Raw genomic sequence first — 26,337 nt, 5'->3', positions numbered from 1 at the left:
CTTTACGGCGGCGGCATCTGCCCATAAAAGACTGCCGCCGCCGGACGCATCCGGCACCCTGGCAGGTCGCAGCCCCGAACCCCTGATATCTGCATTTACCACCCGCGCTCGTTTGCGGGACTGGATAGGAGATAACCATGCTGAATTCCGTTTCCCTGACATTTCCCGATGGCTCCGTGCGCGACTATGACGCTGCGATGACCGGTGCGGGCCTGGCCGAATCGATCTCGAAGTCGCTGGCCAAGAAGGCCGTGGCCTATGCCATAGACGGCACCGTGCGCGACCTCAGCGATCCCCTGGGCAAATCCGGCAAGGTCGAGATCATCACCCGCGAAGACCCGCGCGCGCTGGAACTCATCCGCCACGACACCGCGCATGTGCTTGCGGAAGCCGTGCAGGAGCTGTGGCCGGGAACGCAGGTCACCATCGGGCCGGTGATCGAGAACGGATTTTATTACGACTTTGCCCGCAACGAACCATTCACGCCGGATGATTTCCCGGTGATCGAGAAGAAGATGCGCGAGATCATGGCGCGCAACAAGCCGTTCACCAAGGAGGTCTGGTCGCGCGACAAGGCGAAAAAAGTCTTCGCCGACAAGGGTGAGCGCTACAAGCTCGAACTGATCGATGCCATTCCCGAGGATCAGGATCTCAAGATCTACGCGCAGGGCGACTGGTTCGATCTCTGCCGTGGTCCGCACATGGCCTCGACCGGCCAGATCGGCAACGCCTTCAAGCTGATGAAGGTGGCCGGTGCCTATTGGCGCGGCGATTCGAACAATCCGATGCTGACACGCATCTATGGCACCGCCTGGGCCGATCAGGCGCAGCTCGAGGCCTACCAGACGATGCTGGAGGAGGCCGAGAAGCGCGACCACCGCAAGCTTGGCCGCGAGATGGACCTTTTCCATTTCCAGGAAGAGGGGCCTGGCGTGGTTTTCTGGCACGCCAAGGGCTGGAAGATGTTTCAGAACCTGGTCAATTACATGCGCCGCCGCCTCGACGAGCAGGGCTATCAGGAGGTCAATGCCCCGCAGGTGCTCGACAAGAGCCTGTGGGAGACGTCGGGCCACTGGGGCTGGTACCGCGACGCCATGTTCAAGGTGACGGTCGCCGGCGATGAAACTGACGACGACCGTATCTTCGCGCTGAAGCCGATGAACTGCCCGGGTCACGTGCAGATTTTCAAGCACGGGTTGAAATCCTATCGCGATCTGCCCGTAAAGCTTGCGGAATTCGGCAATGTGCATCGCTACGAGCCATCGGGTGCGCTGCATGGGCTGATGCGCGTGCGCGGCTTCACGCAGGACGATGCGCATATTTTCTGCACCGAGGAGCAGCTGGCGTCGGAGTGCCTGCGCATCAACGACCTGATCCTGTCGACCTATGCCGATTTCGGTTTCGACGAGATCAGCGTCAAGCTGTCGACGCGGCCGGAAAAACGCGTCGGCACGGACGAGGCATGGGACCATGCCGAGGCGATCATGGGCAGCGTGCTGGAGACGATCAGGACGCGCTCCGGCAACCGCATCAAAACCTCGATCAATCCGGGCGAGGGTGCCTTCTACGGACCGAAGTTCGAATATGTGCTGAAGGATGCCATTGGCCGCGAATGGCAGTGCGGCACGACGCAGGTCGATTTCAACCTGCCGGAACGCTTTGGCGCCTTCTATATCGGCTCGGATTCGGAGAAGAAGCAGCCGGTCATGGTGCACCGCGCCATCTGCGGGTCGATGGAGCGTTTTCTCGGCATCCTGATCGAGAACTATTCCGGTCATTTCCCGCTGTGGTTCGCGCCGTTGCAGGTGGTGGTGGCGACGATCACTTCGGACGCCGACGACTATGCGAACGAGGTCGTGGCGAAGCTGAAAGCCGCCGGCCTGTTGGCGGAAGCCGACCTGCGTAACGAGAAGATCAACTACAAGGTCCGCGAACACTCGCTGGCCAAGGTTCCGGTCATCCTCGTCTGCGGCAAGCGCGAGGCGGAGGAGCAGACCGTCAATATGCGCCGGCTCGGCTCGCGGGATCAGGAGTCGCTCGGCCTTGCCGAGGCGATCGAGCGGCTGACCGAGGAAGCGGTCACGCCGGATCGTCGGCGCAAGCGCGCGGCCTGATTCGGACTGTTTTCGATCGAATGGCGGTGGAGCGATCCACCGCCATTTTCATATCCCTGTCACGCCGGTCTTGTAACGGGTCTCCATGCTCAAGCTGAAATTGCGCGAACGACCGTTTCCCGAACTCTCCTACGCCAATCCGCGCCAGCCGGCGCTGGCGCGCTGGTTCATTCATTCGGTCGAGGGCCTGTCGGGCCGCGATCGCTTCGCCGCGCTTTATGATTTCTGGCGTCGCCAGGTCGTGCCGACCGGAGAGCGTGTGTTCAGCAGAATGCTCGACCTGATCGATGTTGGCGTGCGGACTGCCGACCAATGGCCGCCGGCGAACCTGCCCGATACGCCGCTGGTGATCGTCGCCAACCATCCCTTCGGCATTGGCGATGGCATTGCCGTGCTGTCGTTGGCGGAGCAACTCGGGCGACCGTTCCGGGTGATGATCCACAAGGATCTGCTCAAGATCCGCGAGATGGAACCTTATTCGCTGCCGATCGACTTTTCCGAGACCAAGGACGCGCTGAAGAACAACATGGCGGTGCGCCATGAAGCGGTCCGGCTGCTCAGGGAAGGCGTCACCATCGTGGTCTTTCCCGCCGGTGGCGTGGCCACCGCGCCCAAGGGTTTTGGCCGCGCACGCGACCTGCCGTGGAAGATGTTTCCGGCCCGTCTCGTCCAGGAAGCCAAGGCATCCGTCATACCCATGCATTTCTCCGGCCAGAACGGCAGGCTTTTCCATCTGGTCAGCGGCCCGATGAACATGGCCGAGCGCGACGGCCGGGTGGCCAAATTCGTCGGCAAGGCCTCGCTGACGTTGCGTACCTCGCTGCTCATTCGTGAATTCGCGCGGTTGTCCGGCAAGGCGATCGAGGTGCGCGTCGGCAATGTGCTGAGCTGGGGCGAACTGGAGCCGCTGCGCGACCGCAAAGCGTTGCTCGATCGGCTCTATCGCGGCGTGTTCGACCTGGCGCCAGACCTGCCGCGTCGGCGCATTCCCTTCCTGCCGGCCCGGACGAAACTGGCGGCCTAGTCCAAGGGCTAATCGGCGCCTTCCTCGGGATCCATCGCCGCGGCTTCGGTGGCCAGAACCTCGATCTCCTGGTTCTGGCCGGCAACGACCGTGAAATCCTTCTGGTAGATGCGGTCGCGGTTCTTGGCGATGATGGTGTAGTCGCCTTCGGCGAGCACCATCGAGGCGAAGGCGCCGACGGTTTCCTTGATCGGATCGCCGGATTCGTTGAGCAGCGACCACGAGGTGTCGGCGATCGCTTCGCCGCCGGCTTCGCGCACCAGCTTCATGGTGATTTCGGCCGCGTGATGCTCGACGGTGGCTTCGGTCAGCTTGCCGGCCTCGACGCGTATGTCCGAGCGGATCACTGCATTGACCGCACCATAGGTCGAGACGACATGGTAGATGCCGGCATTGAGCCGCACGACGCTGTTGGGTTCGACATCGGGAATGATCAGCGCGCGGTCGCCATTGGCCTCGGCGGTGCCCTCATAGATCGAGAAGCGCAGTTTCTTCGGCGGTATGCGAACGCCGCCGGACAGAACCGCGTCGAGCTTCAATCCGCCGGCATCAAGCACCAGGCTTTCTCGCTTGGCGTCCTTGCCGACAGTGATGCGCTTGGTGGCGCCGGCGCGGCCGTAGGAGGCGTGGACCAGGTAGCTGCCGGGCTCGAGCTGGAAGACGGCGCTGCCGCCATGGGCGGAGGCGACCATCGGCAATTTGCCGTTGACGGCTTCAGGCTTGAAGACACGCCAGACGAGCCCTCGGGTGATGTCGGTGCCCTTGTCGGTCAACTGGGCCGAGAGCGTAATGGCGCCACCGCCGCCAAGCGCCAGCGGGGTTTCACTCTTCGGCGTCGCGTAGCTCGAAATTCCGGGAAGTTTCAGGTCGCCGACGCCGTCCTTCTCCTGCGCGACAGCCAGTGAAACCGGCGCCATGAACAGCGTGGCGCAGAGCCAGACCAGGAAAAGACGCAGTCGCCCCTCAAACATGCCTTGCGTTGAAGCCCATGGCGGTGGCAATTTCAAGGCTTAAGAGTCCGATCCGTGACTCTTCAGCCCGGCGCTAACGCGCCTTTGCCCGAGCCGCCCGAATTCCCGATGGTGCGCTTCAGCTCAAAATAGAGTTTTTAGGAGACTTGCGCCCATGGCGTCGCCGATCATCGACTTCCTGCTGACCCGAAATTCGGCGCCGATTCCCGACCTCAAGGAGCCAGCGCCCAGCGATGCCGACATCGCGACGATGATTGCCGCCGCCACGCGCGTGCCCGACCACGGCCGGCTCGAACCGTGGCGCTTCATTCTCTATCGCGGCGAAGCCCGCATCGAGATCGGCAAAAAGCTGGCGGCCCTGGCCGAACAGCGCGAGGGGCCGTTGCCGGAAGGCCGCCGCAACCAGGAACTGGCTCGGTTCTCGCGCGCGCCGCTGGTGATCGGTGTCGTGTCTGTTCCCCGGGAGAATCCCAAGATCCCGCAATGGGAGATGTTCCTGTCGGGCGGCATGGCGGCGATGAACCTGATGATCGCGGCCAATGCGCTGGGCTATGGCACCAACATGATCAGCAACTGGTATTCCGATGTCGCGGAGGGCAGGGCGATCCTGGGGCTGGCGCCGCAAGAGCGCGTCGTCGGCTTTGTCCATATCGGCTCCCATGCCGGTCCGGCTCCGGAGCGGCCACGGCCCGATCCGGCCAAGCTCTACGCCGATTACGCCGGACCTTGGGCGGGCTGAATGTTCTACGAGCCGGCCAAGGGGCACGGGCTGCCGCACGATCCGGCCAAGGCCATCGTGGCGCCACGCCCGATCGGCTGGATATCCACGCTGAACAAGGCCGGTGAGGTCAATCTCGCGCCATACTCCTTCTTCAACGCCGTCTCGACGCGGCCTTTCATCGTCTGGTTTTCCTCGGAGGGCGAGAAAGACAGTGCTTCGTTTGCCCAGGAAACCGGTGAGTTCGTCGCCAATCTGGTCAGCCGCGAGCTTGCCGAGAAGATGAACTACACATCCGTCGACGCGCCGCGTGGCGTCAACGAGTTCGTCTATGCCGATCTCGCCATGGCGCCCTCGCGTCTCGTCGGGCCGCCGCGCGTGGCGGCCGCACCGGCGGCGCTGGAGTGCCGGGTGACGGAGATTTTTCGCCCAAAGGCGCTGGACGGATCATCGACAAGCGCGGTCGTCGTCGCCGGTGAGGTGATCGGCGTGCACATCGACGATGCCTTCCTGAAAGACGGGCTGTTCGACATCACCAAGGCCGGCAATGTCGCGCGTCTCGGCTATATGGATTATGCCAGTGTCGACGAGGTCTTCTCGATGCGCCGACCGCGCTGGGAAAAAGGGTAGGCGTCAGGCCGATATACCGGCCGCCCTGGCCCGTGCCAGCAGCCGTTCGGCCAGCCGTAGATGCGGACGGTCGAACATCTTGCCGTCGATGCCGACGACGCCCGGATTTGCCGCTGCCTCGAACGCCGCGACGATGGCCGCCGACTGTTTCACCGCCTCGGCCGAGGGCGTGAAGGCGGCGTTGATGACGGGCACCTGGTCGGGGTGGATCGCCATCTTGCCGGTGAAGCCGTCGCGTTCGGCCTCGGCGCATTCGGCGGAAAAGCTGGCCATGTCGCGAAAATTCGGGAACACGGTGTCGATTGCCGCGACCTCGGCCGCGCCGGCGGCAAGGATGGTCATGGCGCGAGCGAGACGGAATACATCTGTGTAGCGGCCGTGCTCGTCGCGGGCCGCACGCGCCCCGATCGCGGCCGACAGGTCTTCCGCGCCCCAGGTGAGGCCGGTGAGCCTGGCGCTTGCCCCGGCATAGGTAGCCGCCGCCAGAACACCCCTGGGCGTTTCGGTGATGATCGGCAAGATCCTGATCGAGCCGTCGGGCAGGCCGTTCTCGGCTTCGCGAACCCTGAGCTTGCCCGCGAGCTGCTGCACGTCCTGGCCGCTGTTGGACTTGGGCAACATGATGCCATCCGGACTTGCCGGAATGAGCGCGGCAAGATCGTCATCCGTCAGCCCGGTCGAGAGGTCGTTGACCCTGACATAGATCGCCGAGTTGGTTTGCCGCCTGCGTTCGAGGATGAAGCGCGCCGCGATCTCGCGCGCCTGAGCCTTGTTCTGCGGCGCCACGGAATCCTCGAGATCGACGATGACCACGTCGGCGCCGGCGCCAAATCCCTTTTCCAGCTTGCGCTCGGAATCGCCGGGAACAAACAGCAGCGAGCGCATCAGGCCGCCTTCTTCAGCATCATCGCTTGCCTGGTGCATTTGGCGACCAAATCGCCATGCTGGTTGTAGGCCCGGTGCTCGAATTCGACGATGCCGCGGTCAGGCTTCGATTTGGACTCGCGCACCGAGATCACTGTGGTCTCGACGCGGATGGTGTCGCCATGGAAAACCGGGTGCGGAAACACGGTTTCCTTCATGCCGAGATTGGCGACCGTGGTGCCGACCGTGATGTCGTTGACCGAGATGCCGATCATCAGGCCGAGCGTGAACAGGGAATTGACCAGCGGCTTGCCCCATTCGCTCCTGGCGGCGAAATCGAAGTCGATATGCAGCGGCTGCGGGTTCAACGTCATCACCGAAAACAGCATGTTGTCGCTCTCGGTGACGGTCTTGCGCAGCGTATGCTGGAAGACGTGGCCGACAACAAACTCCTCGAGATATAGCCCGGCCATTTCCCGTCTCCTGCGCTGTTTGACGGTTGATAGGCGCTGCTTCAGGCGCTCGCAAGCCAGTCAATGAACATGGTGAACCGTTCGTAAACCATTTCTGCCTACCGTCTTCACGGGGCCGGAAACCCTCCGGCAAGGGGCTTGAGCAGGCGGGCATGGTTGTTGTTTCGCATTTCCTGAAATGGATCTACACGGCCAGGGTATCGGAGCGGGCCGCCGCGGCCAATGCACTGGCCCGTGCCTATGTCAATTCCGAATTGCCGTTCGAGGACCGCTGCGCCGCCGAGGCGGCGCTGACGCTGCTGCTCGACGATGCTTCGTCGAAGGTGCGGCTGGCGATGGCGGAAGCGCTCTCGATGAGCCACCACGCGCCGCTGCAGATCATCAGCGTGCTTGCCGCCGACCAGCCGGAGGTCGCCGGTGTCGTGCTGGCGCGCTCGCCGCTGCTCACGGACGCCGATCTGATCAACCGCGTGGCGGCGAGCCAGAAGGCAACGCAGAAACTGATCGCCGACCGGCCTTCCGTCTCGATGGCGTTGTCGGCGGCCATCGCCGAGGTCGGCGAGGCGGAGGCCTGCGCCGTATTGCTCGCCAACAGCGGCGCCGCCATCGCTTCGATGAGCTTCCGCCGCATGGCGGAACGCCATGGGCATCTGCCTCTGGTGCGCGAGGCGCTGATATCGGATATCAGGCTGCCCGCCGACTGCCGGCATATGCTGCTCGTCAAGCTTGGCGAGACCTTGAAGACGTCGCCGTTGGTCATGGCATTGATGGGAGCCGCGCGTGCCGACCGCGTCATGCGCGACGCCTGCGTCAAGGCGTCCGTGACTCTGATCGAGGGCACGCGCCAGGAAGAACACGCGGCGCTGATCGAGCATCTCAGGCTGCGCGGCGATCTCACCGCGAGCTTCCTGATCCGCACCATCGCGCACGGTAAGGTCGATTTCTTCGGCTCGGCGCTGGTCGCGCTCAGCCAGCAGTCCGAACCACGGGTGAGGGCGCTGCTGGCAGGTGGGCACGACGTGGCGCTGCAGGCCCTGTTCCGCGGCGCTGGGCTGGCTTTGGCCACGCATGCGATCATCCTGCGCGCCCTGAAGATCTGGCGGGAGGTCGCCAACGGCAAGCGCGTCGCCGGCGTGCAGGAAGTCAGCTGGCTGATGCTCAAGGAGTTGGGCGGCCAATCCGCCGAAGGGGATCTCGCCGCGCTGGTCAAGTCGATCCATCTCGATGCGCTGCGCGAGAACGCGCGCGGCCACGCACTGGCGATTGCAGCGGCCTAACGCTTGCCTACTGGCGGCTTTTGGCTGCGACGTCGCTGCGTTGTAGGCACAACCGATTGGTATTATGTTTCCGCCTATGCACGTACCGCCCGCAATGCGCCTCAGGGTGCCGGCTGAAATCAAGCCGCTCATCGACGAAATCAGGGTTCGCCTGAACCCCGATTCCATTTGGCTGTTCGGCAGCCGGGCGAGGGGTGATCATCGGCCCGACAGCGACTGGGATATTCTCGTTGCCTTGCCTGACGACTCGGAGGCGGACCTCCTGGACCCGCTAATCGGGTGGTCAATCCAGCACGACGTTGGAATACCAGCCACGATCCTGTCCACGACGTCCAGTGCGTTGGCCGCGAGTTGGGATTCACGAAATACGATAGCCTATGACATCGCTCGGAATGGGCGTCGACTGGATGTCTGACCACTGGACAATCGCCAGCGCCCTTCGGTTGGCGAACGGATGCATCAGGGATGCGCATATTCTTGCCGAGTCAGGGTCCCGTAATGCGGCCTATCTCAGCCAGCAAGCTATCGAACAGGTCATCCGAGCGTTGGCGACTTCGGAGGCCATCCACATCGAACGTCACGATGCACATCAACTCGATAAGATCGTAAGGCGCTTGCCAGACGATCACGCCGAGAAGACGGCGTTGCAGTCCCTCGTTTGGCTGGAAGCCTATGCGACCACATTCAGATATACACTGCCTTCTGGCCAGATACCTCGTGCGCCCGACAAGGTAAAACTTCAGAAAGCCATTGACGATATCACGAACCTTATCCTGCGGCTTGCAGCACACTTCAAGATCGATCTTGGCGATGAATCAAAGCCGGCCCAGACGGTGGCGCCTATGCGCAGGCCCGGTCTACGATGATCTTTGCCTAGGACCTGTTGCTCGCGAAGAAATCCGGAAAATCCTCCATCGCCGCGGCGATAATGCGCAGGGACGCCGCGATCTGCAGCATGTCGCCGGTGGCGTTTCGCTGGGCGATGCCCGCCGCATACTGCCGGGCGACGGCGACGGTCGCTGTTTGCGGATCGCCAGGAGCCCGGAAAAGCAGCTCGCGTGCCAATCCCCTCAGGAAGTTGGCAATTGATAGCGCTGTTTCCGATGGGATGGCATGGTTTTGGGCCGCGCTGCGCAGCCGCAGGATCTCCAGGCCGACCGTGACGGAGGCGACGCCGCCGCCCAGGATCGCCTCGCCCTTCCTGCCGGAATTCTGCACCAGCGGCATCAGCTGATTGACCCGGTCATAAGCGAGGCTCTCGAAGGCCGAACGCCTCGGCACGCGCTCATGCAGGCAAAGCCGCGCCAGATCCTCGCGCATGGCCCGCACGATGCGGTCGGCCGCGAGCCAGGGATCGGCCGGCAATACGACGATGAAGACGCCGATCGCCAGCAGGATGCCGACCAGGATCGACGCCGAGCCGGCGAAGAAGGGGCCGGGATCATAGGTCATCGCCTGGTGAGGACTGAGAAAGGCCAGGAAGTTGATGGCGAAGGCCGTGGCCACGCCGACATAGCGCGGATTGGCCATGGCGAGTGCGGCCGGCACCATGATGGGCACGACGAACAGCATGAACCAGCCGAAGCCGGGCAAAGCGGGAAGCGCGATCTGGCCGACGAGAAAGGCAAAGGGCAAAGCGAGCAGCGTTCCCTTGAAGAACCCCCAGGATACCTGCACCGGATCGGGGCGAGCGGCAAACAGGCTCGACACGACGGCAACGAGGATGACGGTGCCGGCCGCTTCCGACCACTTCGTCGTCAGCCAGAAAGCCGCGACCAGCAGCGTGGCAACGGCCGCGCGGATGGCGTTGCGCGCGGCACCGGGATAGTCGCGATGCACCACCAGGGCGGGCTGCTGGCTGCCGGGACCTGGACGACGGGTCACCGGCGCGCGCAAGGCGTCGAGGCCACGCAGCACCTGTTTCAGCGCCTCGGCGAAATCGGCTGCTATGGTGAGGCGGGTGATGGTTCCGACCCTGTCCTCACCTTGATCGGTCGAGGCATCGGGCATTTGCCGGGCTTTTATCGAGATTGCGTCGAGGCGCGCCAACCAGGGCGAGGTATCGTCCAGCGCTCCCGGCTTGGCGGCCAGTTCGCTGACAAGAGCCTGCAGTTCCGAGCGCACCGGGATGAGGGCGGCGTTTTTCGGAGCTGCATGAGAATGGAGCGCGCGCGCCGCCGAAAGGGCGGAGAGCAGTTGTCCGATGGTGCGCCGTACCGGATGCGCGCGCGGCGCGAAGCTCGGCGCTTCGAGCCTGGCATAGGCGCGCATCTCGCCAAGCGTCTGGGTGTCGGCGACAAGCTTCCGGTGAAGGCCGATCAGCGTCGCCCGATCGCCGCCCGAGAACGCGCCGCCGGCATAGGTGGCGAGGTCGAGAATGCAGCGTTTCAGCCGCGAGATGATGGCGTCGCTGGCCAGTTTCGGCAGGATCAGCCGGCTGGTGAGGCCGGCGCAGACGATGCCGAGCACGATCTCGGCACAGCGCGCGACCGCGAGATCGACGACCAGGTGCGGTTGGCCGAAGGCGGGAAGGCCGATGATCATGGCGGTGTAGCCGGCAAGGGCGGCGCCATAGGCTTCGGGATTGCGCAGCAGCGACGAGACGAAGGTGCAGATGCCAATCCAGACGGCAAGCACCGTCACCAGAATCCAGGGGCCGGTGCCGAACGCCGTGGTGATGCCGATTGCCGCGACACCCCCGACAAGCGTGCCGAGCAGCCGGTAGAAGCCTTTCGCCAGCACCATGCCGGCAACCGGCTGGGCGACGATGAACACCGTCATCATTGCCCATTGCGGGTGGTCGAGCTTGAGCGCGTAAGCGGCCAGCAATGCGATCAGGCCGGCCGAAACGGTGCGCAGCGCGAAAATCCAGTCCGAGCGCGTCGGTTGCGTCACCCCGGCCAGGCTCGTCTCGAAATTGGTTTTCAGCCGCGCCCAGGTCACATGCTGGTCTCCATGTCAGGGACGCAAGCTAAACTGGCCAGCGGCTAGATATCCAGCACTTCCGTCTCGGCGAATTCGGCACGTTCCTGGATGAAGCGGAAGCGGGCTTCGGGCTTGGTGCCCATCAGTGCGTCGACCGCATCCTTGGTCGCCGCCTCGGCGTCGATCACGTCGACCCTGAGCAGCGTGCGCTTCCTCGGGTCCATGGTGGTCTCCTTGAGCTGCGCGGCCATCATTTCGCCCAGGCCCTTGAAGCGGCCGAGTTCGACCTTGCCGCGGCCGGTGAATTCGGTGCGCAGAAGCTCGTCCTTGTGCGCGTCGTCGCGGGCATAGGCGACCTTGCCGCCTTGCCTGATCGAGTAGAGCGGCGGCACCGCCAGGTAGAGATGGCCGCCGCGTACCAGCGCCGGCATCTCCTGGTAGAAAAAAGTGATCAGCAGCGAAGCGATGTGGGCGCCGTCGACGTCGGCGTCGGTCATGATGATCACGCGATCGTAGCGCAAATCCTCGTCGCGGTACTTTGACCGCGTGCCGCAGCCGAGCGCCTGGATCAGGTCCGATATCTGCTGGTTGGCGGCCAGCTTGTCATTGCCGGCGCTGGCGACGTTGAGGATTTTGCCGCGCAGAGGCAATACCGCCTGGCTGGCACGGTCGCGCGCCTGCTTGGCCGAGCCGCCGGCGGAATCGCCTTCGACGATGAAGAGTTCTGCACCCGCCGCCGCATTCTGCGTGCAGTCGGCGAGCTTGCCAGGCAGGCGCAGCTTGCGCACCGCGCTTTTGCGCGACACTTCCTTTTCCTGGCGCCGGCGCACCCGCTCATCGGCGCGCGCGATCACCCATTCGAGCAGTTTTGAAGCTTCCTGCGGATTGTCGGCCAGCCAATGGTCGAACGGGTCGCGGATCGCGGTCTCGACGATGCGAATCGCTTCGATCGTCGCCAGCCTGTCCTTGGTCTGGCCGACGAATTCCGGTTCGCGGATGAACACCGACAGCATGCCGGCGGCCGAGATCATGACGTCTTCCGATGTGACGATCGAGGCGCGCTTGTTGCCGACGAGATCGGCATAGGCGCGTAGGCCGCGCGTCAGCACATTGCGGAAGCCGGCCTCGTGCGTGCCGCCTTCACCGGTGGGAATCGTGTTGCAGTAGGAATTGATGAAGCCGTCGCCGCCGAACCAGGTCACCGCCCATTCCAGCGACCCATGGCCGCCCTGTTTCTCGCTCTTGCCGGCGAAGATTTCGCGGGTGACCTGGAAGTCGTCGCCGAGTGATGCCTTGAGATAATCCTTGAGGCCGCCTGGGAAATGGAATTCCGCCTTGGCCGGCGTCTGGTCCTTTTCCTTGATCAGGGAGGGATCGCAGGTCCAGCGGATCTCGACGCCGCCGAACAGATAGGCCTTGGAGCGCGTCATGCGATAGAGCCGCGCCGGCTCGAAGGCGGCGCCCTTGCCGAAGATCTGCTCGTCGGGATGGAAGCGGATCCTGGTGCCGCGGCGGTTGTGCACCTCGCCGAGGTGCTCCAGGCCGCTTACCGGAACGCCACGTGAAAAGCGTTGGCGATAGAGCTGGCGGCCGCGCGCGACTTCGACCTCGAGATGGTCGGATAAGGCGTTGACGACGGAAACGCCGACGCCGTGCAGGCCACCTGATGTCTCATAGACCTTGGAATCGAATTTGCCGCCCGAATGCAGCGTCGTCATGATGACTTCGAGCGCCGGCTTCTTGAATTTCGGATGCGGGTCGACCGGGATGCCGCGTCCATTGTCGGTGACAGTGAGATAGCCGTCGGCGGAAAGCTCGACATCGATGAAGGTAGCGTGGCCGGCAACCGCTTCGTCCATCGAATTGTCGATGACCTCGGCGAACAGATGGTGCATCGCCTTGTCGTCGGTGCCGCCGATATACATGCCCGGCCGGCGGCGCACCGGCTCGAGGCCCTCGAGCACCTCGATATCGGCGGCACTGTAGCCCTCCGAACCGTCACGGATCGCGGCCGGACGCTTGGCCGCCGCTTGCACCAGCGGATCCGCTGGGCGCGCCGACGCGCGAACCGGCTGCGGCTGTTTCTCCAGATTGCCGAAAAGATCGTTGTTGTCGTCCATGCCTGCCATAGCGCCCAAGCTGCGAATCACCCCGTCGATACTGCCACGCTTTTCAGCGCCAAGCGACGGAGGTTCCTGTTACGTTCGGGGATTTAACCCCCTCTTATCCTAAAACCATTCGATAACCAAGCCGGTGGAAATCGGGCGTACCGGCGGCCGGAAGATTCCTGATTCTTTAACAATGCGGCCTAGCGTGAGCCCAACATAACAAGAAACGACGGGCATCAGGGGTTTCGGCGTGAGGGGCAAGGCCATAACGATGATCGGCATCGCCGCCGTTTTCGGCGCGATCTCGATCTTTGCCGCGGATTTCTGGGTGAAGAGCCAGGCCAAGGCCGACGCCGAGGAGAAAACGGCTTCGATCGCCGCTCCGGCCGCACCCAGGATCGAGTTCAAGACGATCGTGGTGGCGAGCGCGCCGTTGCGTTACGGCATGGAGCTCGACCGCGCCAAGCTCAGCGAGATCCCATGGCCGCAGGATTCCCTACCGCAGGGTGCCTTTGCCACCATCGATGGATTGCTGGGCGAGGGTGGCCGGGTCGTGCTGTCGCCGATCGACGTCAACGAGCCGGTGCTGCTCACCAAGCTGTCGGGACCGAACGGCCGCGCGACGCTGTCCAATATGCTGACGCCCGGAATGCGGGCGGTCACCATCCGCACCGACGAGATCGCCGGCGTCGGCGGCTTCGTCACGCCCGGCGACCGTGTCGATGTCGTGCTGACCCGTGACGCCGGCGAAATCCAGGAAGTCGCCAAGAACGCGCAAGGCGCGTCCGGTTCGACCATCACCTCGGAGATCGTCGTTGCCGATGCCAAGGTGCTGAGCGTCGGGCAGGGCGCCGACGAGCGCCAGACGACGCCGCAGGTGGCCAATTCCGTGACCCTGGAGGTGACGACCGAAGGCGCGCAGAAAGTGGCGCTGGCGCGCACCGTCGGGACGCTGTCGCTCTCGCTGCGCTCGGCCAGCGAAGGCGGCGACGGCAAGAACGGCGTCACCACCATCTCATCCTTCGGCGGATCGGTGGCTTCCAAGACCCAGGCCGCGGCCGGCTCCTTGTTCGATGCCATCGCCAAGGAGCCGGAGAAGCCGAAATTCAAGACGGTCATCGTGACACGCGGCACGCAGGCCGAGGAATATCAGGTTCCTTCGCGGGACCAGAAGTAAGGACCGGTGGGGACCGGGCGGGACGGGATCATGGTGATGCATACGCACTATCGAATGACGGGTCGGTTGCGTTTCGTGCGCGCTCTGGCGGTGGCGGTTTGCCTGGCCGCGAGCGGCATGCTTGCATTCGCCGGCGCGGCCAAGGCGGACAACGACATCGTCTATGTCTCGTCGACCAAGAACGCCTCGATCAAGGTCGCCAAGGGCAAGCCCAAGACGATCATGACGAGCGCCGCCTTCTACCAGATCGTCATCGGCGATCCGGAGATCGCCAACGTCAATCCGCTGACCGACAAATCCTTCTATGTGCTGGGCAATAATCTCGGCACCACCGGCATCGCGCTGTTCGACCAGAACAAGCAGCTTGTCGGCACCGTCGACATCGAAGTGACGCTCGACACCGACCAATTGGCCAGCACCATCCGTGCCAGCGTGCCCGACGCCAAGATCAAGGTCGGCTCGGCCAATGGCCGTGTCGTGCTTTCGGGCGAGGCCGATGACGCCGTCGCCGCCGAAAAGGCAAACAAGATCGCCACCCGCTTCTCCGGTAATGAGGAGGTGATCAATTCGGTCAATATCTCCTCGTCGCAGCAGGTCCAGCTCAATGTCCGCTTCGTCGAGATCAACCGCCAGGCCGGGCAGGACCTGGGCGCGAAATACAGCGCCAATTTCGCTTACGGCTTCGGCGGTCGCGATGTCTCTCTCGATCCGGGCACGGTGCCGGGGGCAGGGACCGGTGAAGCCATAGGCCGGCTGCTGTCCAACGGCGTTTCGATCGATATCGCGATCAAGGCGCTGGAGGAGCGCGGCCTTGCCCGAAGGCTGGCGGAACCGAACCTCATCGCGCGGTCCGGCGAAACGGCGAGCTTCCTTGCCGGCGGCGAATTCCCGATCCCGGTTTCGGAGGACAATGGCAAGATCTCCGTGAGCTACAAGAAATACGGCGTCAGCCTGGATTTCACGCCGACCGTGCTGAAGGACGGGCTGGTGAGTCTCGACATCGCGCCGGAAGTCTCCTCGATCGACGCCTCGGCATCCTACAATATCGGCACCATCTCGGTGCCGGGTTTCATCGTGCGCCGCGCCAAGACCTCGGTCGACCTAAAGAACGGCCAGAGCTTCATGATTGCCGGGCTGCTGCAGTCGCAGAACGACATCACCACATCGCGCATTCCGGGCCTCGGCAAGATGCCCGTGCTTGGGGCGCTGTTCTCGTCGAAATCCTACCAGCGGCGCGAGACCGACCTGGTCATCATCGTTACGCCCTATCTGGTCAAGCCGGTCGATCCGTCGAAGAAAATGGCCGAGCCGACCGATGGGACGCAGCCCGCCAGCAATGCCGACTATTTCCTCAACAACACCGAGGAGGTGAAGGGGGCGGACACCAACCGTGCGCTGGCATTGGCCGACGGCGGCGCCGCGCGGGGCGCTTCCGCCACCAAAGTCGGTCATTTCCTCGACCTGCCGAAGGACTGAAGCCATGCGTCTGATCCTGAGGTCGAGCATCGCCCTGCTTCTTGCCGGCCCGGCAAGCGGCTGCACCAGCGACGACTACCTACGCAGCGAAGGGGTGACGTCCGGCGCCGGCGAGGCGCAGGCCGCCAACACCGTCAAACAGATGGTCGATCCGTGGAAGTACGGCGTCCAGAACACCAGGCTTCTCGTGCCTGCCAAGCGCGGGACCGCCGGGCCGGTCACTCCCGATCAGGCGGCCGGTGCCAAGGCAGCGCAAACGACCACGGGCAACTGATCCAGACGGCGATCGACCTCACAGGCGGCGAGAATGGCAAACAGCACCAGGAAAATCCTGCTCATATCGACAGACCGGACATTCGCGCAGGACACGAAGACGGCCTTTGCCGCCTCCGAGATCATCCAGATCGTGACGGTGGAGAGGAGCATCACCGAGCTGCGCGGCGAGGTCCAGGAGGCCGAGTTCGGCGTCGTCATCGTCGACATGGATGCGGCGAAACTGGAAGAAATCGAGTCACTGCAGCGTGTCATGCGCCGGCTCGAGGGCAAGGCGCCCGTGGTCGTCGTCACCCAGGAGTTCAACGCCGCCGCCGTGCGCATCTTGGTGCAGCTCAAGGTCGCCGACTTCCTGGTCAAGCCGATCACCACCGCCGATCTCGTGCGTTCGGTCGTGCGGGCGTTGCAGGGACCCGGGCGCGAGGAAAACACCGAATCGCAGATCTATACCTTCATGCCCGCCGCCGGCGGCGTCGGGACCACGACACTGGCGCTGCAGACGGCGTTCCAGCTGCACCACTCGGTGACGCGCGGCGCGTCGACCTGCGTGGTCGACCTCAATTTCCAGCAGGGTGCCTGCGCCGAATATCTCGATCTGGAGCCGCGTTTCGATATCACCGAAATCGAGAACCAGCCCGAGCGCCTCGACCGGCAACTGCTCGATGTCATGCTGTCCAAGCACGCCAGCGGCCTTTGCGTGCTGGCGGCGCCCACGCATCCGGCCGAGATGCGCTCGTTCAAGACCGATGTCGTTGTGCGCATGCTGGACCTCGTTTCGGCCTATTTCGACAATGTCGTCATCGATATGCCGCGCACCTGGTTTCCGTGGACGGAGACGGTGCTGCTCGGTTCCAACAAGCTCTACATCGTTGCCGAAATGACGGTGCCGTGTCTGCGCCACACGCAGCGGCTGATCCAGGCCGTCTACGAGACCGCCGGCAAGGAAGTGAAGCCGAACGTGATCGTCAATCGTTTCGAGCAGAAGATGTTCGACAACGGCATCAAGCAGGCGGACGTCCAGGAAATCCTCGGCGAGCATTTTGTCGGCGGCATCGCCAACAACTACCGGCTGGTGCGCGAGGCGGTCGACCGCGGCGTGCCGTTGCACGAGATCGATCCCAACGCCAATGTCGTCAACGACCTGAAGAGGATCATTCTTCCGGAAGAGGCGGTGGCGACCGCGAGCAAGTCGAAGTCGCTGTTCGGTCTCGGCAGGGGCCTCCTGAAGAGGAAAGCCGGATGACCAGCCGTTTTTCGACCCTGCAGAACCGTGATGCGCGTCCTCAACGTCCAGCGGAATCGACGCCGGTCGCGCATCATGCGGTCGTCATCCCGACCAGCCGAAAAGTCTTGCCGGCGAAGCCGGAAGCAGCACCGGCAAAGAACGCCAACAAGGTGCTCGATGCCCGCGTGCGCATCCACCGGATGCTGCTCGAGGAGATCAACCTTGTCGCACTGGAGCGCTTGCCCAAGGACGAGATGCGCCGGCAGGTATATGATTTCGTGTCGGAAAAGACCCGCCAGGAGCGCATGGCGATCAACACCGCCGAACTCGACGCGCTGGTCGACGACATCGTCGACGAAATGGTCGGCCTCGGCCCGCTCGAACCGCTGCTCAAGGATCCAGACATCAACGATATCCTGATCAACGGCCATCAGAACTGCTTCGTCGAAAAGAAGGGCAAGCTGCAGCAGGTCCACATCCCGTTCAAGGACGAGGCGCATCTGCTCCGGATCGTCAACAAGATCGTCGCCGCCGTCGGCCGCCGCGTCGACGAATCGCAGCCGATGGTCGACGCACGCATGCTGGACGGCTCGCGCTTCAACGCGGCCATCCGCCCGGTCGCCGTCGACGGCCCGCTGGTGTCGATCCGCAAGTTCTCCAAGAACAAGCTTGGCCTGCACAGGCTGGTCGAGTTCGGCGCCATCACGCAGAACATGGCCGAGGTGCTGGCGGCGGCCGTCCATGCCCGCAAGACGACGATCATTTCGGGCGGCACCGGCACCGGCAAGACGACGATGCTCAACGCGCTGTCGGCCTTCATCCCGGAAGACGAGCGGCTGATCACCATCGAGGACGCGGCGGAACTTCAATTGCAGCAGCCGCATGTCGCGCGCATGGAGACGCGCCCCGCCAACATCGAGGGCCATGGCGAGCTGAAGCAGCGCGACCTGGTCAAGAACGCGCTGCGCATGCGCCCCGACCGCGTCATCCTCGGCGAGTGCCGCGGCGAGGAGGCCTTCGACATGCTGCAGGCGATGAACACCGGCCATGAAGGGTCGATGGCGACCATCCACGCCAATACGCCGCGTGACTGCATTTCGCGCCTGGAGCAGATGCTGGGCATGACCGGCATGCCGATGACCGTGCAGTCGATCCGCAGCCAGATCGCCAGCGCCATCGACATCATCGTCCAGCTGACCCGGCTTTCCGACGGCAAGCGCAAGGTGACCAGTGTCGCCGAGGTGACCGGCATGGAAGGCGATGTCATCCAGATGCAGGAGATATTCCGTTTCGTACGCACCGGTATGGAGGCCGACGGCAAGATCCTCGGTTATTACGAGGCGACCGGCATAAGGCCGCGTTTCCTGGAGGATCTGCGCGCCATGGGCATCGAGTTTCCAGGACGCTATTTCGAACCCGGCCGGCCGCAGGAGTAGCCGGATGTTCGACGGGTTCAGCGCGATCTATGTCGTCTATGCCGGAGCCGCGCTGACCGGCATCATGATCGCCGAGGCCGCCTATCTGCTCTACGCCGGCCGCAGCGACAAACGCACCGCCATCAACCGGCGCATGAAGTTGCGGGAAAACAAGATCAGCCAGGAACAGGTGCTGATCCAGCTGCGCAAGGAGCGCGGCCTCGATGCCGGCACCCCGCTGTTTTCTCCCGACCGGTTCCGGGCGCTGCGCACGCAGTCGGGCATGATCATGCCGCTGTCGAAATTCCTGATGATCACCTGCGGCGTGGCGATGGCCGCGACCCTGTTCGCTATCTCGCGCGGCTTGCCGCTGTTGATGGGGCTCATCCTTTTTTTCGTGCTGGCGCCGTTGCTGCCGGTCATGGCGATGCGCTCCATGCGCAAGCGCCGGCTCAAGCGTTTCGGCATGCAGTTGCCGGAGGCGCTGGAGCTGATCACGCGCGGCCTCAAGGCAGGTCATCCGGTACCGGTGGCCATTGCCATGGTGTCGCGTGAGATGCCCGATCCGATCGGCACCGAATTCGGCGTCATCGCCGACGAGGTGACCTATGGTTCCGACCTTGTCTCGGCATTGAATTCGTTGTTCGACAGGGTCGGCCACGAAGACCTGCCGCTGTTCGTCACCGCCGTGTCGATCCAGACCAGCTCCGGCGGCAATTTGCGCGAAATCCTCGATGGGCTGTCCACGACGATCCGCGAACGCGGCAAGCTGCGCCGCAAGGTGCGCGCGATTTCGACGGAGGGCCGGCTGTCGGCCTACATTTTGACGGCCGTGCCACTGCTGCTGTTCACCGCCATCATGGCCATGATGCCGGGATATTACAGCGACGTCTGGGGCGTGCCGAAGACATGGTACATGATCGGCGGCTCGGTTACCTGGCTGATGCTGGGCAATCTGATCATGTTCAAAATGTCGAACTTCAAGTTCTGACATGCAAAGCGTCGTTGAATTCCTCGCCTCGCTCGCGCCGACATCGCTGATGCCGGTGGCTGTCTTGCTGCTGGCCGTGGGCGCTGCCGCGTTTGCCTGGCCAATGGTGGTGGCAAAGGGCGACCGCAATGAAGTCAAGCGGCGGCTCAAGGTAGACCACGGTCCGGTGGTGGCCAAACCCGAACCGGTGCAGAAGAAGAATAGCGGCGTCGTGCGCGAAAAAGCGGTGAAGCGGGCGCAGGAGTTCTATGCCAAGAGCGATCCCGAGAATGTCGCCCGCCTGCGTTTGAAGCTCATCCAGGCAGGCTACATGGAGCCGCGCGCCGTCGGCATGTTCTTCCTCATCCGGTTCACGGCGATGATCGGCACGGCGATCGGAGTCTTCGTGCTCAACCGGTGGATGGCCAGCCCGGACGCGACCATGACCAGCCGGTGGACCTTCATCATCCTGTCGGGCGCTGCCGGCTACTTCCTGCCGGGTCTGGTGCTGACCCAGAAGGTGCGGGAAAAGATGCGCGAATACCGCAACGGCTTTCCCGATTTCATGGACCTGATGATCGTCTGCTCCGATGCTGGCATGAGCATGGAAGCGGGCGTCGAGCGGGTTTCGAAGGAACTCGCCAAGACTTATCCGTCGCTCAGCCAGAATTTGCAGCTTGTGTCGCTCGAGCTTCGGGCCGGGCGCAGCCTCGACGACGCGCTGAAGGCGCTGGCCGATCGCCTCAGCCTGGACGAGGTGCGCTCCTTCGCCACGCTCCTGCAGCAGTCGAAGGAACTCGGCACCAGCCTGTCGGGCGCGCTCAGGGTGTTTTCGGACGAGATGCGCCACAAGCGCATGTCGCTGGCCGAGGAGAAAGCGCATGCTTTGCCGGCAAAGATGTCCGTGCCTGTCGTGGTCTGCATCCTGCCGGTGGTGCTGATGATCGCGGTCATTCCGATTATCGTCAAACTGACGGCCCACTAAGGCGCGCCGCGTCCAGACGGATTTAAACGTTCCGTCGACGTGGTACATCGGAATCCGCGAAGTCCGAAAAATTGTGAGAAGCCCATGCGCATCCTGTTGCCCGCCCTTTTGCTGGGCCTCGCCGCCGCGAGCTTGTCGCCCACCAAGGCCGCGGCTGGCGATTGCGGCGATGCCGCCGCATTGGTGCAGCAGGCCTATCCGAAGGCGCGAAAGAGCGCTGACGGTGCCTCGTTCACGCTCGAGCCCCATACCAGCATCTCCTTGGCGCCTCCGGACAGCGATTCGCCATTCGGCCTGGTCTGCAAGGTCTGGCCCGCGCATGACGATCTGTTGCTGGTCGCGGTGCCGCTGACCGACAGCGCCCAATCCAGCGACGACGGGCATGTTGGCGATATCGAGCTTCTGGTCGTCGACAGTAAGAGCATGCAGGTGCGCCAGCGCCTGCTGCAGCCCGGGCTGATGACCGATGATGCCATCGCCATTCGCGAGATCGAATTCGATACCGGCCGCTACGGGTTGGCGCCCGATGTCGCCGCCTTCGGCCTGCGTATCGAGATGGCAAATCACTCGCAGGCCAATCCGTTCAGCGAAACCGACCTGCGGCTCTATGCCGTCGCCGGCGATGCGCTGCGCATGGTGCTCGATGGTCTTGTCGTTGCCGGCAATGGTGGCGAAGGCGATACCAATTGCGCGGGATGCTTTCATTCCAGTCGGGTCAGCCTGGCAATGAGTTCGGCGCGTCACCACGGCTATCGCGACATCACCGCGGTCGAACGGACGGATACCGACGAGCCGTCCCCCGACCAGGATGGCGAGTGCCAGTCCCATCCCGGCAAGTCTGTGAAGCGGACCTACCGGCTGCGCTATAATGGCAGCCGCTATCCGGTTCCGGCTGCGCTCAAGGCCATGGGGCAGTGAGAATGCCGCTCGTATCCGGCGGGATCGAGGCGCCGCGGCGCCGGTGGTTAATGGCCGGTATCGCGGAAACCAAATCTTAGCCGCATTTCGGCACCGAAGCTTAATGGCTGTGCTGTAGTGTCTTTGCCAGAGAACGACCCGGCAAATCGGGCGACGGGGCAGGGCATGCGTCAGACGAATTTTTCGGCGGTGGCCACGATGGCCGCCGTCCTGATGATCACCGGGTGCACGACGAACAGCAACGTCGACACGACCAAGACCACCGCCATTCAACCAGCTGCCAAGGAGGTCGCCACGTCCGACCTGGCGGAAGGCAAGGCGCAGTTTCGCGACGCCAATTACGGTCTTGCCGAACAGCATTTCCGCAAGGCCGTCGAGCTGAAGGCTGACAATGCGGAGGCCTGGATGGGGCTTGCCGCGTCCTATGACGAACTCGGCCGCTTCGACTTCGCCGACCGCGCTTATGGTCAGCTGCTGAAGGTCGCCGGCCGCAAACCGCGGATCGTCAACAATATGGGCTATTCCCAACTGTTGCGCGGCAACAAGAAGAAGGCCCGGGCGCTGCTGCTGGAGGCCAGGGCCGGCATGACCGATCCCACCGTCGTCGACGCCAATCTTGCTTTGTTGAACAAGGGCTGACGTCAGCCCCGTTCCGCCATGTTGCGATTTCGGCACAGGGGGCATCGACGCTTTGTAAACCCTATCCGCAGGTTCGGTCGGGAGATCGCCTGAAAACCATGTCCGAGGGCTGCCGCTGACCTAGAATGCGGCGCAACCGCCGACGTCCGAGAGGCCCCCGCCCGATATGCTGGATTTCAGTTCGCTCCTGCTCGCAGCCGCGCTGTCGGGCACCTGTCTGGCCGCCACCATGTTTGCGATCTGGTTCACCGCGCCGCGGGCACGCTTCGTGCTGACGGTGGCATGCGGCATTCTCGTGCTCGTCGCGCATGTGATCGTCTTCTGGCGCTACACCCGGGAGCCCGATCCACTGCTTTGCCAAATGGCACTGGCGCTGCTCAGCCTGGGCTTCCTGATCATCTGCATTTCGGCCATGCAATATCTCGGTGTCCCGGACCACAGGCGCGCGATCGCGCCGACATTTGCCGCCATGGCTGTCTGCGCGGCCGTGACCTTCATGGGGCTTGACGGTATCGGCTTCGTGATCACCTACGCGACGGTCACCGCGCTGCTCTCGACGATCGGGGCCATGTTCTGGATCAATGGCAGTCACGATCGCCGCATCCTGCTGGTCGTTTCGTTCCTGAGCGGCAGCTGTGCGCTCTCGTTTGCCCTTTGCGGCGTGGTCCTGATGGCCAATGGGCAGTGGACGCTCGGCGTCGCGCCCGACAACTGGGCTGAACGCCTCAACTCGGTCGTGGCGGTGGCCTGCATGACGGGCCTCGGCGCCTTGACGCTCTCGCTTCATCATTTGCAGGCGCAGATCGAACTCAAGGCCGAGACCATGACCGATCCGTTGACCGGCCTGATGAACCGTCGGGGTCTGACGTCGCTTTACGGCGAGCGCACCTTCGGTCCGTTCATGGCGATCGTCATGTTCGACCTCGATCACTTCAAGCGCACCAACGACATCTATGGACACCCGGTCGGGGATCAGGTCCTGTGCCGCTTCGCCGCCGTCATCCGGAAATATGCCAGGACCGGGGTCGACGCCTTTCGCCTGGGTGGCGAGGAGTTCGCGATCGTCATGTCGCGCATGACGGAAGAGCGCGCCCATGATCTCGCCAGCAAGATCGGCGTTGCCTTCGGCACGGAAGTCGTGCCCACCCCGCTCGGCCCCTTGCGCAGCACGGTCAGCGGCGGGATCGGGTTCGGCGAGACCGACGGCAGCACCCTCGACGAGGTGCTGGCCAGGGCCGACGCCACGCTCTACGCCGCCAAGCGCGCGGGGCGAAATTGCGTCATCGGCCGCAAAAGGCCGGGCAAGGCCGACCCGGTCAAGCCGGCCTTGCGCTCCGCATAGCTATTCGGCCGCACCGAGATAGTCGGACAGCGGCGGGCAGGAGCAGACCAGGTTGCGGTCTCCCGCGACATTGTCGATGCGCGATACCGGCGGCCAGTACTTTGCCGCCGTGTCGGCGTCGCCGGCGGGATAGGCCGCCTCCATGCGCGAGTATGGATGGGTCCATTGACCGGCCAGCGCCTCGGCCGAAGTGTGCGGCGCGTTGACCAGCGGATTGTCGGCCAAGGGCCATTCGCCTTTGGCGACTTTCGCCGCCTCTCCGGCAATGGCGATCATGGCCTCGCAGAAACGGTCCAGCTCGCGCTTGGGCTCGGACTCGGTCGGCTCGACCATCAGCGTGCCGGCGACCGGGAACGACATGGTCGGCGCGTGGAAACCGTAGTCGATCAGGCGCTTGGCGATGTCCTCGACACCGATGCCGGCGCTCTCCTTCAGCACGCGGGTATCGAGGATGCATTCATGGGCGACGCGGTCGCTCCTGCCCTTGTAAAGCAGCGGGAAATGCTGCGCGAGGCGCGTCGCCACGTAGTTGGCCGAAACGATCGCCGTCTCGGTCGCCTGCTTGAGGCCGGAAGCGCCCATCATGCGGATGTACATCCAGGTGATCGGCAGGATGGAAGCGCTGCCGAAGGGGGCGGCAGCCACGGCGTGCGCCGAGCCCTCGGTGACATGGCCGGGCAGATAGGGCTTCAGATGCGCCCTGACGCCGATCGGACCGACGCCCGGTCCGCCGCCGCCATGCGGGATGCAGAAGGTCTTGTGCAGGTTCATGTGGCAGACGTCGGCGCCGATGTCGCCGGGACGGGCAAGTCCGACAAGGGCGTTGAGGTTGGCGCCATCGAAATAGACCTGGCCGCCATGCTCATGGATGAGCGCGCAGAGATGGCGCGCGCCTTCCTCGTAGACGCCATGCGTCGAGGGATAGGTGAACATCAGCGCCGCGAGGTTCTTGGAGTGCTCGTTGGCCTTGGCCCGCATATCGTCCATGTCGATGTTGCCGTCTTCCAGGCAGCGCACGACGACGACGCTCATGCCGGCCATCGCGGCACTCGCCGGGTTGGTGCCATGCGCGGAAGAGGGGATCAGGCAGACGGTGCGATGACCCTCACCGCGCGAGCGGTGATAGGCGCGGATGGCCAGCAACCCGGCATATTCACCCTGGCTTCCGGCATTGGGCTGCACGGTTACCGCGTCGAAACCGGTGATCTCCGCCAGCCAGCCTTCCAGTTCGCCGATCATGGCGCGATAGCCGGCCGAATGGCTGGCCGGCGCGAAGGGATGCAGGTTTGCGATGCTTGGCCAACTCACCGGCATCATTTCCGCCGCGGCGTTGAGCTTCATGGTGCAGGAGCCCAGCGGGATCATGGCGCGGTCGAGCGCCAGGTCCTTGTCGGCCAGCCGGCGCAGGAAGCGCATCATCTCGGTTTCCGACTTGTTCTCGTGGAAGACCGGCTGGGTCAAAAACTCCTTGCCGCGCGGCTTGCCGGGCACCGTGCTGTCGGAGGACGAAGCAGCCGTGGCGCCGAACAGGGCCGCGATCGCGTCGAGATCGGCATCGGTCGAGGTCTCGTCGAAACTGATGCCGACATGATCGGCGTCGAGCACACGCAGTAGCCGGCCGGTTTTTTCAGCGGCGGCCGCGATCTGGGTGGCCTTGCCCTTCGCCTCCACCGTCACCGTGTCGAAGCGGCTGGAGCCGAGCACCGGTACGCCCGCCGCCTCGAGGCCGCTTGCCAGGCGATTGGCCAGCGCATGGATGCGCCCGGCGATCGCCTGCAGGCCGGCGGGGCCGTGCCAGATGGCGTAGGCGGTCGCCATATTGGCGAGCAGCGCCTGCGCGGTGCAGATATTGGACGTCGCCTTGTCGCGGCGGATGTGCTGCTCGCGCGTCTGCAAGGCGAGGCGGTAGCCCGGCCGGCCCTTGCTGTCGGTCGACTGGCCGACAAGGCGGCCCGGCATCAGCCGCGTCAGCTTGTCGGAGACGGCGCAATAGGCGGCATGCGGGCCGCCAAAGCCCATCGGCACGCCAAAGCGCTGCATCGGGCCAACGGCGATGTCGGCGCCGAGCCTTGCCGGAGCATCGGTCAGCGTCAGGCCAAGCGGGTCGGCGATGAAGACGACCAGCGCGCCGGCGGCGCGAGCCCTGGCGATCGCCGCCTTGTGGTCGCCATAGACGCCAAACGTGTCAGGCCAGGAGACGAGCAAAGCGGCGGTGTTGTCGTCGATCTCCTCGCCGTCGATCTCGATGCCGAGCGGCTCGGCGCGGGTGCGCACCACGTCCAGCGTCTGCGGGTGCGGCGTGCCGGCAAGCGCCACCTTGGTGCGCTTGTCGCGATGGTGGCGCAGCGCGATGCCGACCGCTTCGGCGACCGCGGTCGCCTCGTCGAGCAGCGAAGCCGACGCCACCGGCAGGCCGGTCAGTTCCGCGACCAGCGTCTGGAAGTTGAACAGCATTTCGAGCCGGCCCTGGCTGATCTCGGCCTGGTAGGGCGTGTAGGCGGTGTACCAGGCCGGATTCTCGAACAGATTGCGCTGGATGACCGGCGGCACGTGGACGCCGTGGTAACCGGCGCCGATGAAGCTCTTCAGCACAATGTTCTTCGCCATGGTCGCGGACAACTCGGCGAGCGCTTCGGCTTCGCTCGCCGGTGCCGGCAGGGCCAGCGGCTGGTCGAGGCGGATCGATCTCGGCACGGCCTGACTGATCAGCGTCTCCACCGAGGGAACACCGATGACGGCGAGCATGGCTCTGACGTCGGCAAGGCCGGGTCCGATGTGGCGGGCCGAGAAGGGGTAGGGTGTAGCGGTCATGT

Annotated in this window: 23 protein-coding genes; 17 read left to right on the top strand and 6 right to left on the bottom strand. The window is 64.0% G+C overall.

The genetic code is table 11. The features are described 5' to 3' along the window. Positions 1 to 137 precede the first annotated feature (137 nt). Together thrS and LB569_RS08935 are read left to right on the top strand one after the other, a co-directional pair. Positions 138 to 2,114 carry a threonine--tRNA ligase gene (gene thrS / locus LB569_RS08940; protein WP_224691884.1) on the top strand — a complete coding sequence of 659 codons (1,977 nt, stop codon included), beginning with the start codon at positions 138 to 140 and terminating at the stop codon, positions 2,112 to 2,114. 85 nt (positions 2,115 to 2,199) lie between these two features. Next, positions 2,200 to 3,138: a lysophospholipid acyltransferase family protein gene (locus LB569_RS08935; protein ID WP_140701564.1), complete on the top strand. Its 939-nt coding sequence runs from the start codon at positions 2,200 to 2,202 to the stop codon at positions 3,136 to 3,138. An 8-nt stretch (positions 3,139 to 3,146) separates the two neighbouring features. Here the strand turns inward: LB569_RS08935 and LB569_RS08930 are convergent, their stop codons facing one another. Further along, positions 3,147 to 4,109: a hypothetical protein gene (locus LB569_RS08930; RefSeq protein ID WP_224691883.1), complete on the bottom strand. Its 963-nt coding sequence runs from the start codon at positions 4,107 to 4,109 to the stop codon at positions 3,147 to 3,149. A gap of 154 nt (positions 4,110 to 4,263) precedes the next feature. Here LB569_RS08930 and LB569_RS08925 point away from each other — a divergent pair, with 154 nt between their 5' ends. Together LB569_RS08925 and LB569_RS08920 are read left to right on the top strand one after the other, a co-directional pair. After that, a complete protein-coding gene (locus LB569_RS08925; protein WP_224691882.1) occupies positions 4,264 to 4,848 on the top strand; it encodes a nitroreductase in 585 nt (194 codons plus the stop codon). Next, a complete protein-coding gene (locus LB569_RS08920; protein WP_224535037.1) occupies positions 4,849 to 5,457 on the top strand; it encodes a flavin reductase family protein in 609 nt (202 codons plus the stop codon). A 3-nt stretch (positions 5,458 to 5,460) separates the two neighbouring features. Here the strand turns inward: LB569_RS08920 and LB569_RS08915 are convergent, their stop codons facing one another. Together LB569_RS08915 and LB569_RS08910 are read right to left on the bottom strand one after the other, a co-directional pair. Beyond that, entirely contained in the window at positions 5,461 to 6,342 is an 882-nt protein-coding gene (locus LB569_RS08915) for an HpcH/HpaI aldolase/citrate lyase family protein (RefSeq protein ID WP_224691881.1), read from the bottom strand. Beyond that, positions 6,342 to 6,794 (bottom strand): MaoC family dehydratase, encoded by a 453-nt coding sequence (locus LB569_RS08910; protein ID WP_140701559.1) that lies wholly within the window; start codon positions 6,792 to 6,794, stop codon positions 6,342 to 6,344. The genes LB569_RS08915 and LB569_RS08910 overlap by 1 nt, the downstream gene beginning before the upstream one ends. 152 nt (positions 6,795 to 6,946) lie before the next feature. Here LB569_RS08910 and LB569_RS08905 point away from each other — a divergent pair, with 152 nt between their 5' ends. The 3 genes from LB569_RS08905 (at position 6,947) to LB569_RS08895 (ending at position 8,937) form a co-directional block, all read left to right on the top strand. Continuing rightward, positions 6,947 to 8,071, top strand: coding sequence for a DUF2336 domain-containing protein (locus LB569_RS08905; protein ID WP_224691880.1), 1,125 nt, complete (start codon positions 6,947 to 6,949; stop codon positions 8,069 to 8,071). A gap of 64 nt (positions 8,072 to 8,135) precedes the next feature. After that, positions 8,136 to 8,486 (top strand): nucleotidyltransferase domain-containing protein, encoded by a 351-nt coding sequence (locus LB569_RS08900; RefSeq protein WP_140701557.1) that lies wholly within the window; start codon positions 8,136 to 8,138, stop codon positions 8,484 to 8,486. Next, the gene (locus LB569_RS08895; protein WP_224691879.1) at positions 8,449 to 8,937 is read left to right on the top strand and encodes a HEPN domain-containing protein; all 489 of its coding nucleotides are present in this window, start codon (positions 8,449 to 8,451) and stop codon (positions 8,935 to 8,937) included. The genes LB569_RS08900 and LB569_RS08895 overlap by 38 nt, the downstream gene beginning before the upstream one ends. A gap of 7 nt (positions 8,938 to 8,944) precedes the next feature. Here the strand turns inward: LB569_RS08895 and LB569_RS08890 are convergent, their stop codons facing one another. Continuing rightward, entirely contained in the window at positions 8,945 to 11,014 is a 2,070-nt protein-coding gene (locus LB569_RS08890; RefSeq protein ID WP_224691878.1) for an FUSC family protein, read from the bottom strand. A gap of 44 nt (positions 11,015 to 11,058) precedes the next feature. Further along, entirely contained in the window at positions 11,059 to 13,116 is a 2,058-nt protein-coding gene (gene parE / locus LB569_RS08885; protein WP_224691877.1) for a DNA topoisomerase IV subunit B, read from the bottom strand. Positions 13,117 to 13,354: 238 nt separating this feature from the next. Here parE and cpaB point away from each other — a divergent pair, with 238 nt between their 5' ends. The 10 genes from cpaB to LB569_RS08835 all read left to right on the top strand — a co-directional run bounded on the left by cpaB (position 13,355) and on the right by LB569_RS08835 (position 23,524). Next, the gene (gene cpaB, locus LB569_RS08880; RefSeq protein ID WP_246677438.1) at positions 13,355 to 14,281 is read left to right on the top strand and encodes a Flp pilus assembly protein CpaB; all 927 of its coding nucleotides are present in this window, start codon (positions 13,355 to 13,357) and stop codon (positions 14,279 to 14,281) included. Between the two features lie 30 nt (positions 14,282 to 14,311). Then, positions 14,312 to 15,757 (top strand): type II and III secretion system protein family protein, encoded by a 1,446-nt coding sequence (locus LB569_RS08875; protein WP_224691876.1) that lies wholly within the window; start codon positions 14,312 to 14,314, stop codon positions 15,755 to 15,757. 4 nt (positions 15,758 to 15,761) lie between these two features. Next, positions 15,762 to 16,031: a hypothetical protein gene (locus tag LB569_RS08870; protein WP_224691875.1), complete on the top strand. Its 270-nt coding sequence runs from the start codon at positions 15,762 to 15,764 to the stop codon at positions 16,029 to 16,031. A 33-nt stretch (positions 16,032 to 16,064) separates the two neighbouring features. Next, positions 16,065 to 17,273, top strand: coding sequence for a CpaE family protein (locus LB569_RS08865; RefSeq protein ID WP_224691874.1), 1,209 nt, complete (start codon positions 16,065 to 16,067; stop codon positions 17,271 to 17,273). After that, entirely contained in the window at positions 17,270 to 18,691 is a 1,422-nt protein-coding gene (locus LB569_RS08860) for a CpaF family protein (RefSeq protein ID WP_224691873.1), read from the top strand. Before LB569_RS08865 ends, LB569_RS08860 begins: the two co-directional genes overlap by 4 nt. 4 nt (positions 18,692 to 18,695) lie before the next feature. Continuing rightward, positions 18,696 to 19,661 carry a type II secretion system F family protein gene (locus LB569_RS08855; protein WP_224691872.1) on the top strand — a complete coding sequence of 322 codons (966 nt, stop codon included), beginning with the start codon at positions 18,696 to 18,698 and terminating at the stop codon, positions 19,659 to 19,661. Position 19,662: 1 nt separating this feature from the next. Continuing rightward, positions 19,663 to 20,625: a type II secretion system F family protein gene (locus LB569_RS08850; protein ID WP_224691871.1), complete on the top strand. Its 963-nt coding sequence runs from the start codon at positions 19,663 to 19,665 to the stop codon at positions 20,623 to 20,625. Between the two features lie 84 nt (positions 20,626 to 20,709). Next, on the top strand, positions 20,710 to 21,543 hold the full coding sequence (locus LB569_RS08845; RefSeq protein ID WP_224691870.1) for a hypothetical protein: 834 nt from the start codon (positions 20,710 to 20,712) through the stop codon (positions 21,541 to 21,543). A gap of 165 nt (positions 21,544 to 21,708) precedes the next feature. Next, complete coding sequence (locus LB569_RS08840) at positions 21,709 to 22,182, top strand: tetratricopeptide repeat protein (protein WP_224691869.1); 474 nt, start codon at positions 21,709 to 21,711, stop codon at positions 22,180 to 22,182. Positions 22,183 to 22,348: 166 nt separating this feature from the next. Further along, positions 22,349 to 23,524, top strand: coding sequence for a GGDEF domain-containing protein (locus LB569_RS08835; protein WP_224691868.1), 1,176 nt, complete (start codon positions 22,349 to 22,351; stop codon positions 23,522 to 23,524). Here LB569_RS08835 and gcvP read toward each other — a convergent pair whose 3' ends face one another. After that, positions 23,525 to 26,335, bottom strand: a complete 2,811-nt coding sequence (gcvP, locus tag LB569_RS08830; RefSeq protein ID WP_224691866.1) for an aminomethyl-transferring glycine dehydrogenase — start codon at positions 26,333 to 26,335, stop codon at positions 23,525 to 23,527. It lies immediately after the preceding gene. Positions 26,336 to 26,337 lie beyond the last annotated feature (2 nt).

Source organism: Mesorhizobium sp. BH1-1-4 (assembly GCF_020165665.1).
Taxonomy (GTDB): Bacteria; Pseudomonadota; Alphaproteobacteria; order Rhizobiales; family Rhizobiaceae; genus Mesorhizobium.
Note: the sequence above shows the minus strand (reverse complement) of the source record. Positions and strands in the feature narration are given on the sequence as shown.

Coding starts and splice junctions, on each gene's coding strand:
- LB569_RS08865 (WP_224691874.1), top strand. CDS start 16,065: ATGGCAAACAGCACCAGGAAAATCCTGCTCATATCGACAGACCGGACA.
- LB569_RS08920 (WP_224535037.1), top strand. CDS start 4,849: ATGTTCTACGAGCCGGCCAAGGGGCACGGGCTGCCGCACGATCCGGCC.
- LB569_RS08850 (WP_224691871.1), top strand. CDS start 19,663: ATGCAAAGCGTCGTTGAATTCCTCGCCTCGCTCGCGCCGACATCGCTG.
- LB569_RS08930 (WP_224691883.1), bottom strand. CDS start 4,109: ATGTTTGAGGGGCGACTGCGTCTTTTCCTGGTCTGGCTCTGCGCCACG.
- LB569_RS08860 (WP_224691873.1), top strand. CDS start 17,270: ATGACCAGCCGTTTTTCGACCCTGCAGAACCGTGATGCGCGTCCTCAA.
- LB569_RS08855 (WP_224691872.1), top strand. CDS start 18,696: ATGTTCGACGGGTTCAGCGCGATCTATGTCGTCTATGCCGGAGCCGCG.
- gcvP (WP_224691866.1), bottom strand. CDS start 26,335: ATGACCGCTACACCCTACCCCTTCTCGGCCCGCCACATCGGACCCGGC.
- thrS (WP_224691884.1), top strand. CDS start 138: ATGCTGAATTCCGTTTCCCTGACATTTCCCGATGGCTCCGTGCGCGAC.
- LB569_RS08935 (WP_140701564.1), top strand. CDS start 2,200: ATGCTCAAGCTGAAATTGCGCGAACGACCGTTTCCCGAACTCTCCTAC.
- LB569_RS08835 (WP_224691868.1), top strand. CDS start 22,349: ATGCTGGATTTCAGTTCGCTCCTGCTCGCAGCCGCGCTGTCGGGCACC.
- LB569_RS08875 (WP_224691876.1), top strand. CDS start 14,312: ATGGTGATGCATACGCACTATCGAATGACGGGTCGGTTGCGTTTCGTG.
- LB569_RS08900 (WP_140701557.1), top strand. CDS start 8,136: ATGTTTCCGCCTATGCACGTACCGCCCGCAATGCGCCTCAGGGTGCCG.
- LB569_RS08910 (WP_140701559.1), bottom strand. CDS start 6,794: ATGGCCGGGCTATATCTCGAGGAGTTTGTTGTCGGCCACGTCTTCCAG.
- LB569_RS08925 (WP_224691882.1), top strand. CDS start 4,264: ATGGCGTCGCCGATCATCGACTTCCTGCTGACCCGAAATTCGGCGCCG.
- LB569_RS08845 (WP_224691870.1), top strand. CDS start 20,710: ATGCGCATCCTGTTGCCCGCCCTTTTGCTGGGCCTCGCCGCCGCGAGC.
- LB569_RS08870 (WP_224691875.1), top strand. CDS start 15,762: ATGCGTCTGATCCTGAGGTCGAGCATCGCCCTGCTTCTTGCCGGCCCG.
- LB569_RS08905 (WP_224691880.1), top strand. CDS start 6,947: ATGGTTGTTGTTTCGCATTTCCTGAAATGGATCTACACGGCCAGGGTA.
- LB569_RS08915 (WP_224691881.1), bottom strand. CDS start 6,342: ATGCGCTCGCTGCTGTTTGTTCCCGGCGATTCCGAGCGCAAGCTGGAA.
- LB569_RS08840 (WP_224691869.1), top strand. CDS start 21,709: ATGCGTCAGACGAATTTTTCGGCGGTGGCCACGATGGCCGCCGTCCTG.
- LB569_RS08895 (WP_224691879.1), top strand. CDS start 8,449: ATGACATCGCTCGGAATGGGCGTCGACTGGATGTCTGACCACTGGACA.
- parE (WP_224691877.1), bottom strand. CDS start 13,116: ATGGACGACAACAACGATCTTTTCGGCAATCTGGAGAAACAGCCGCAG.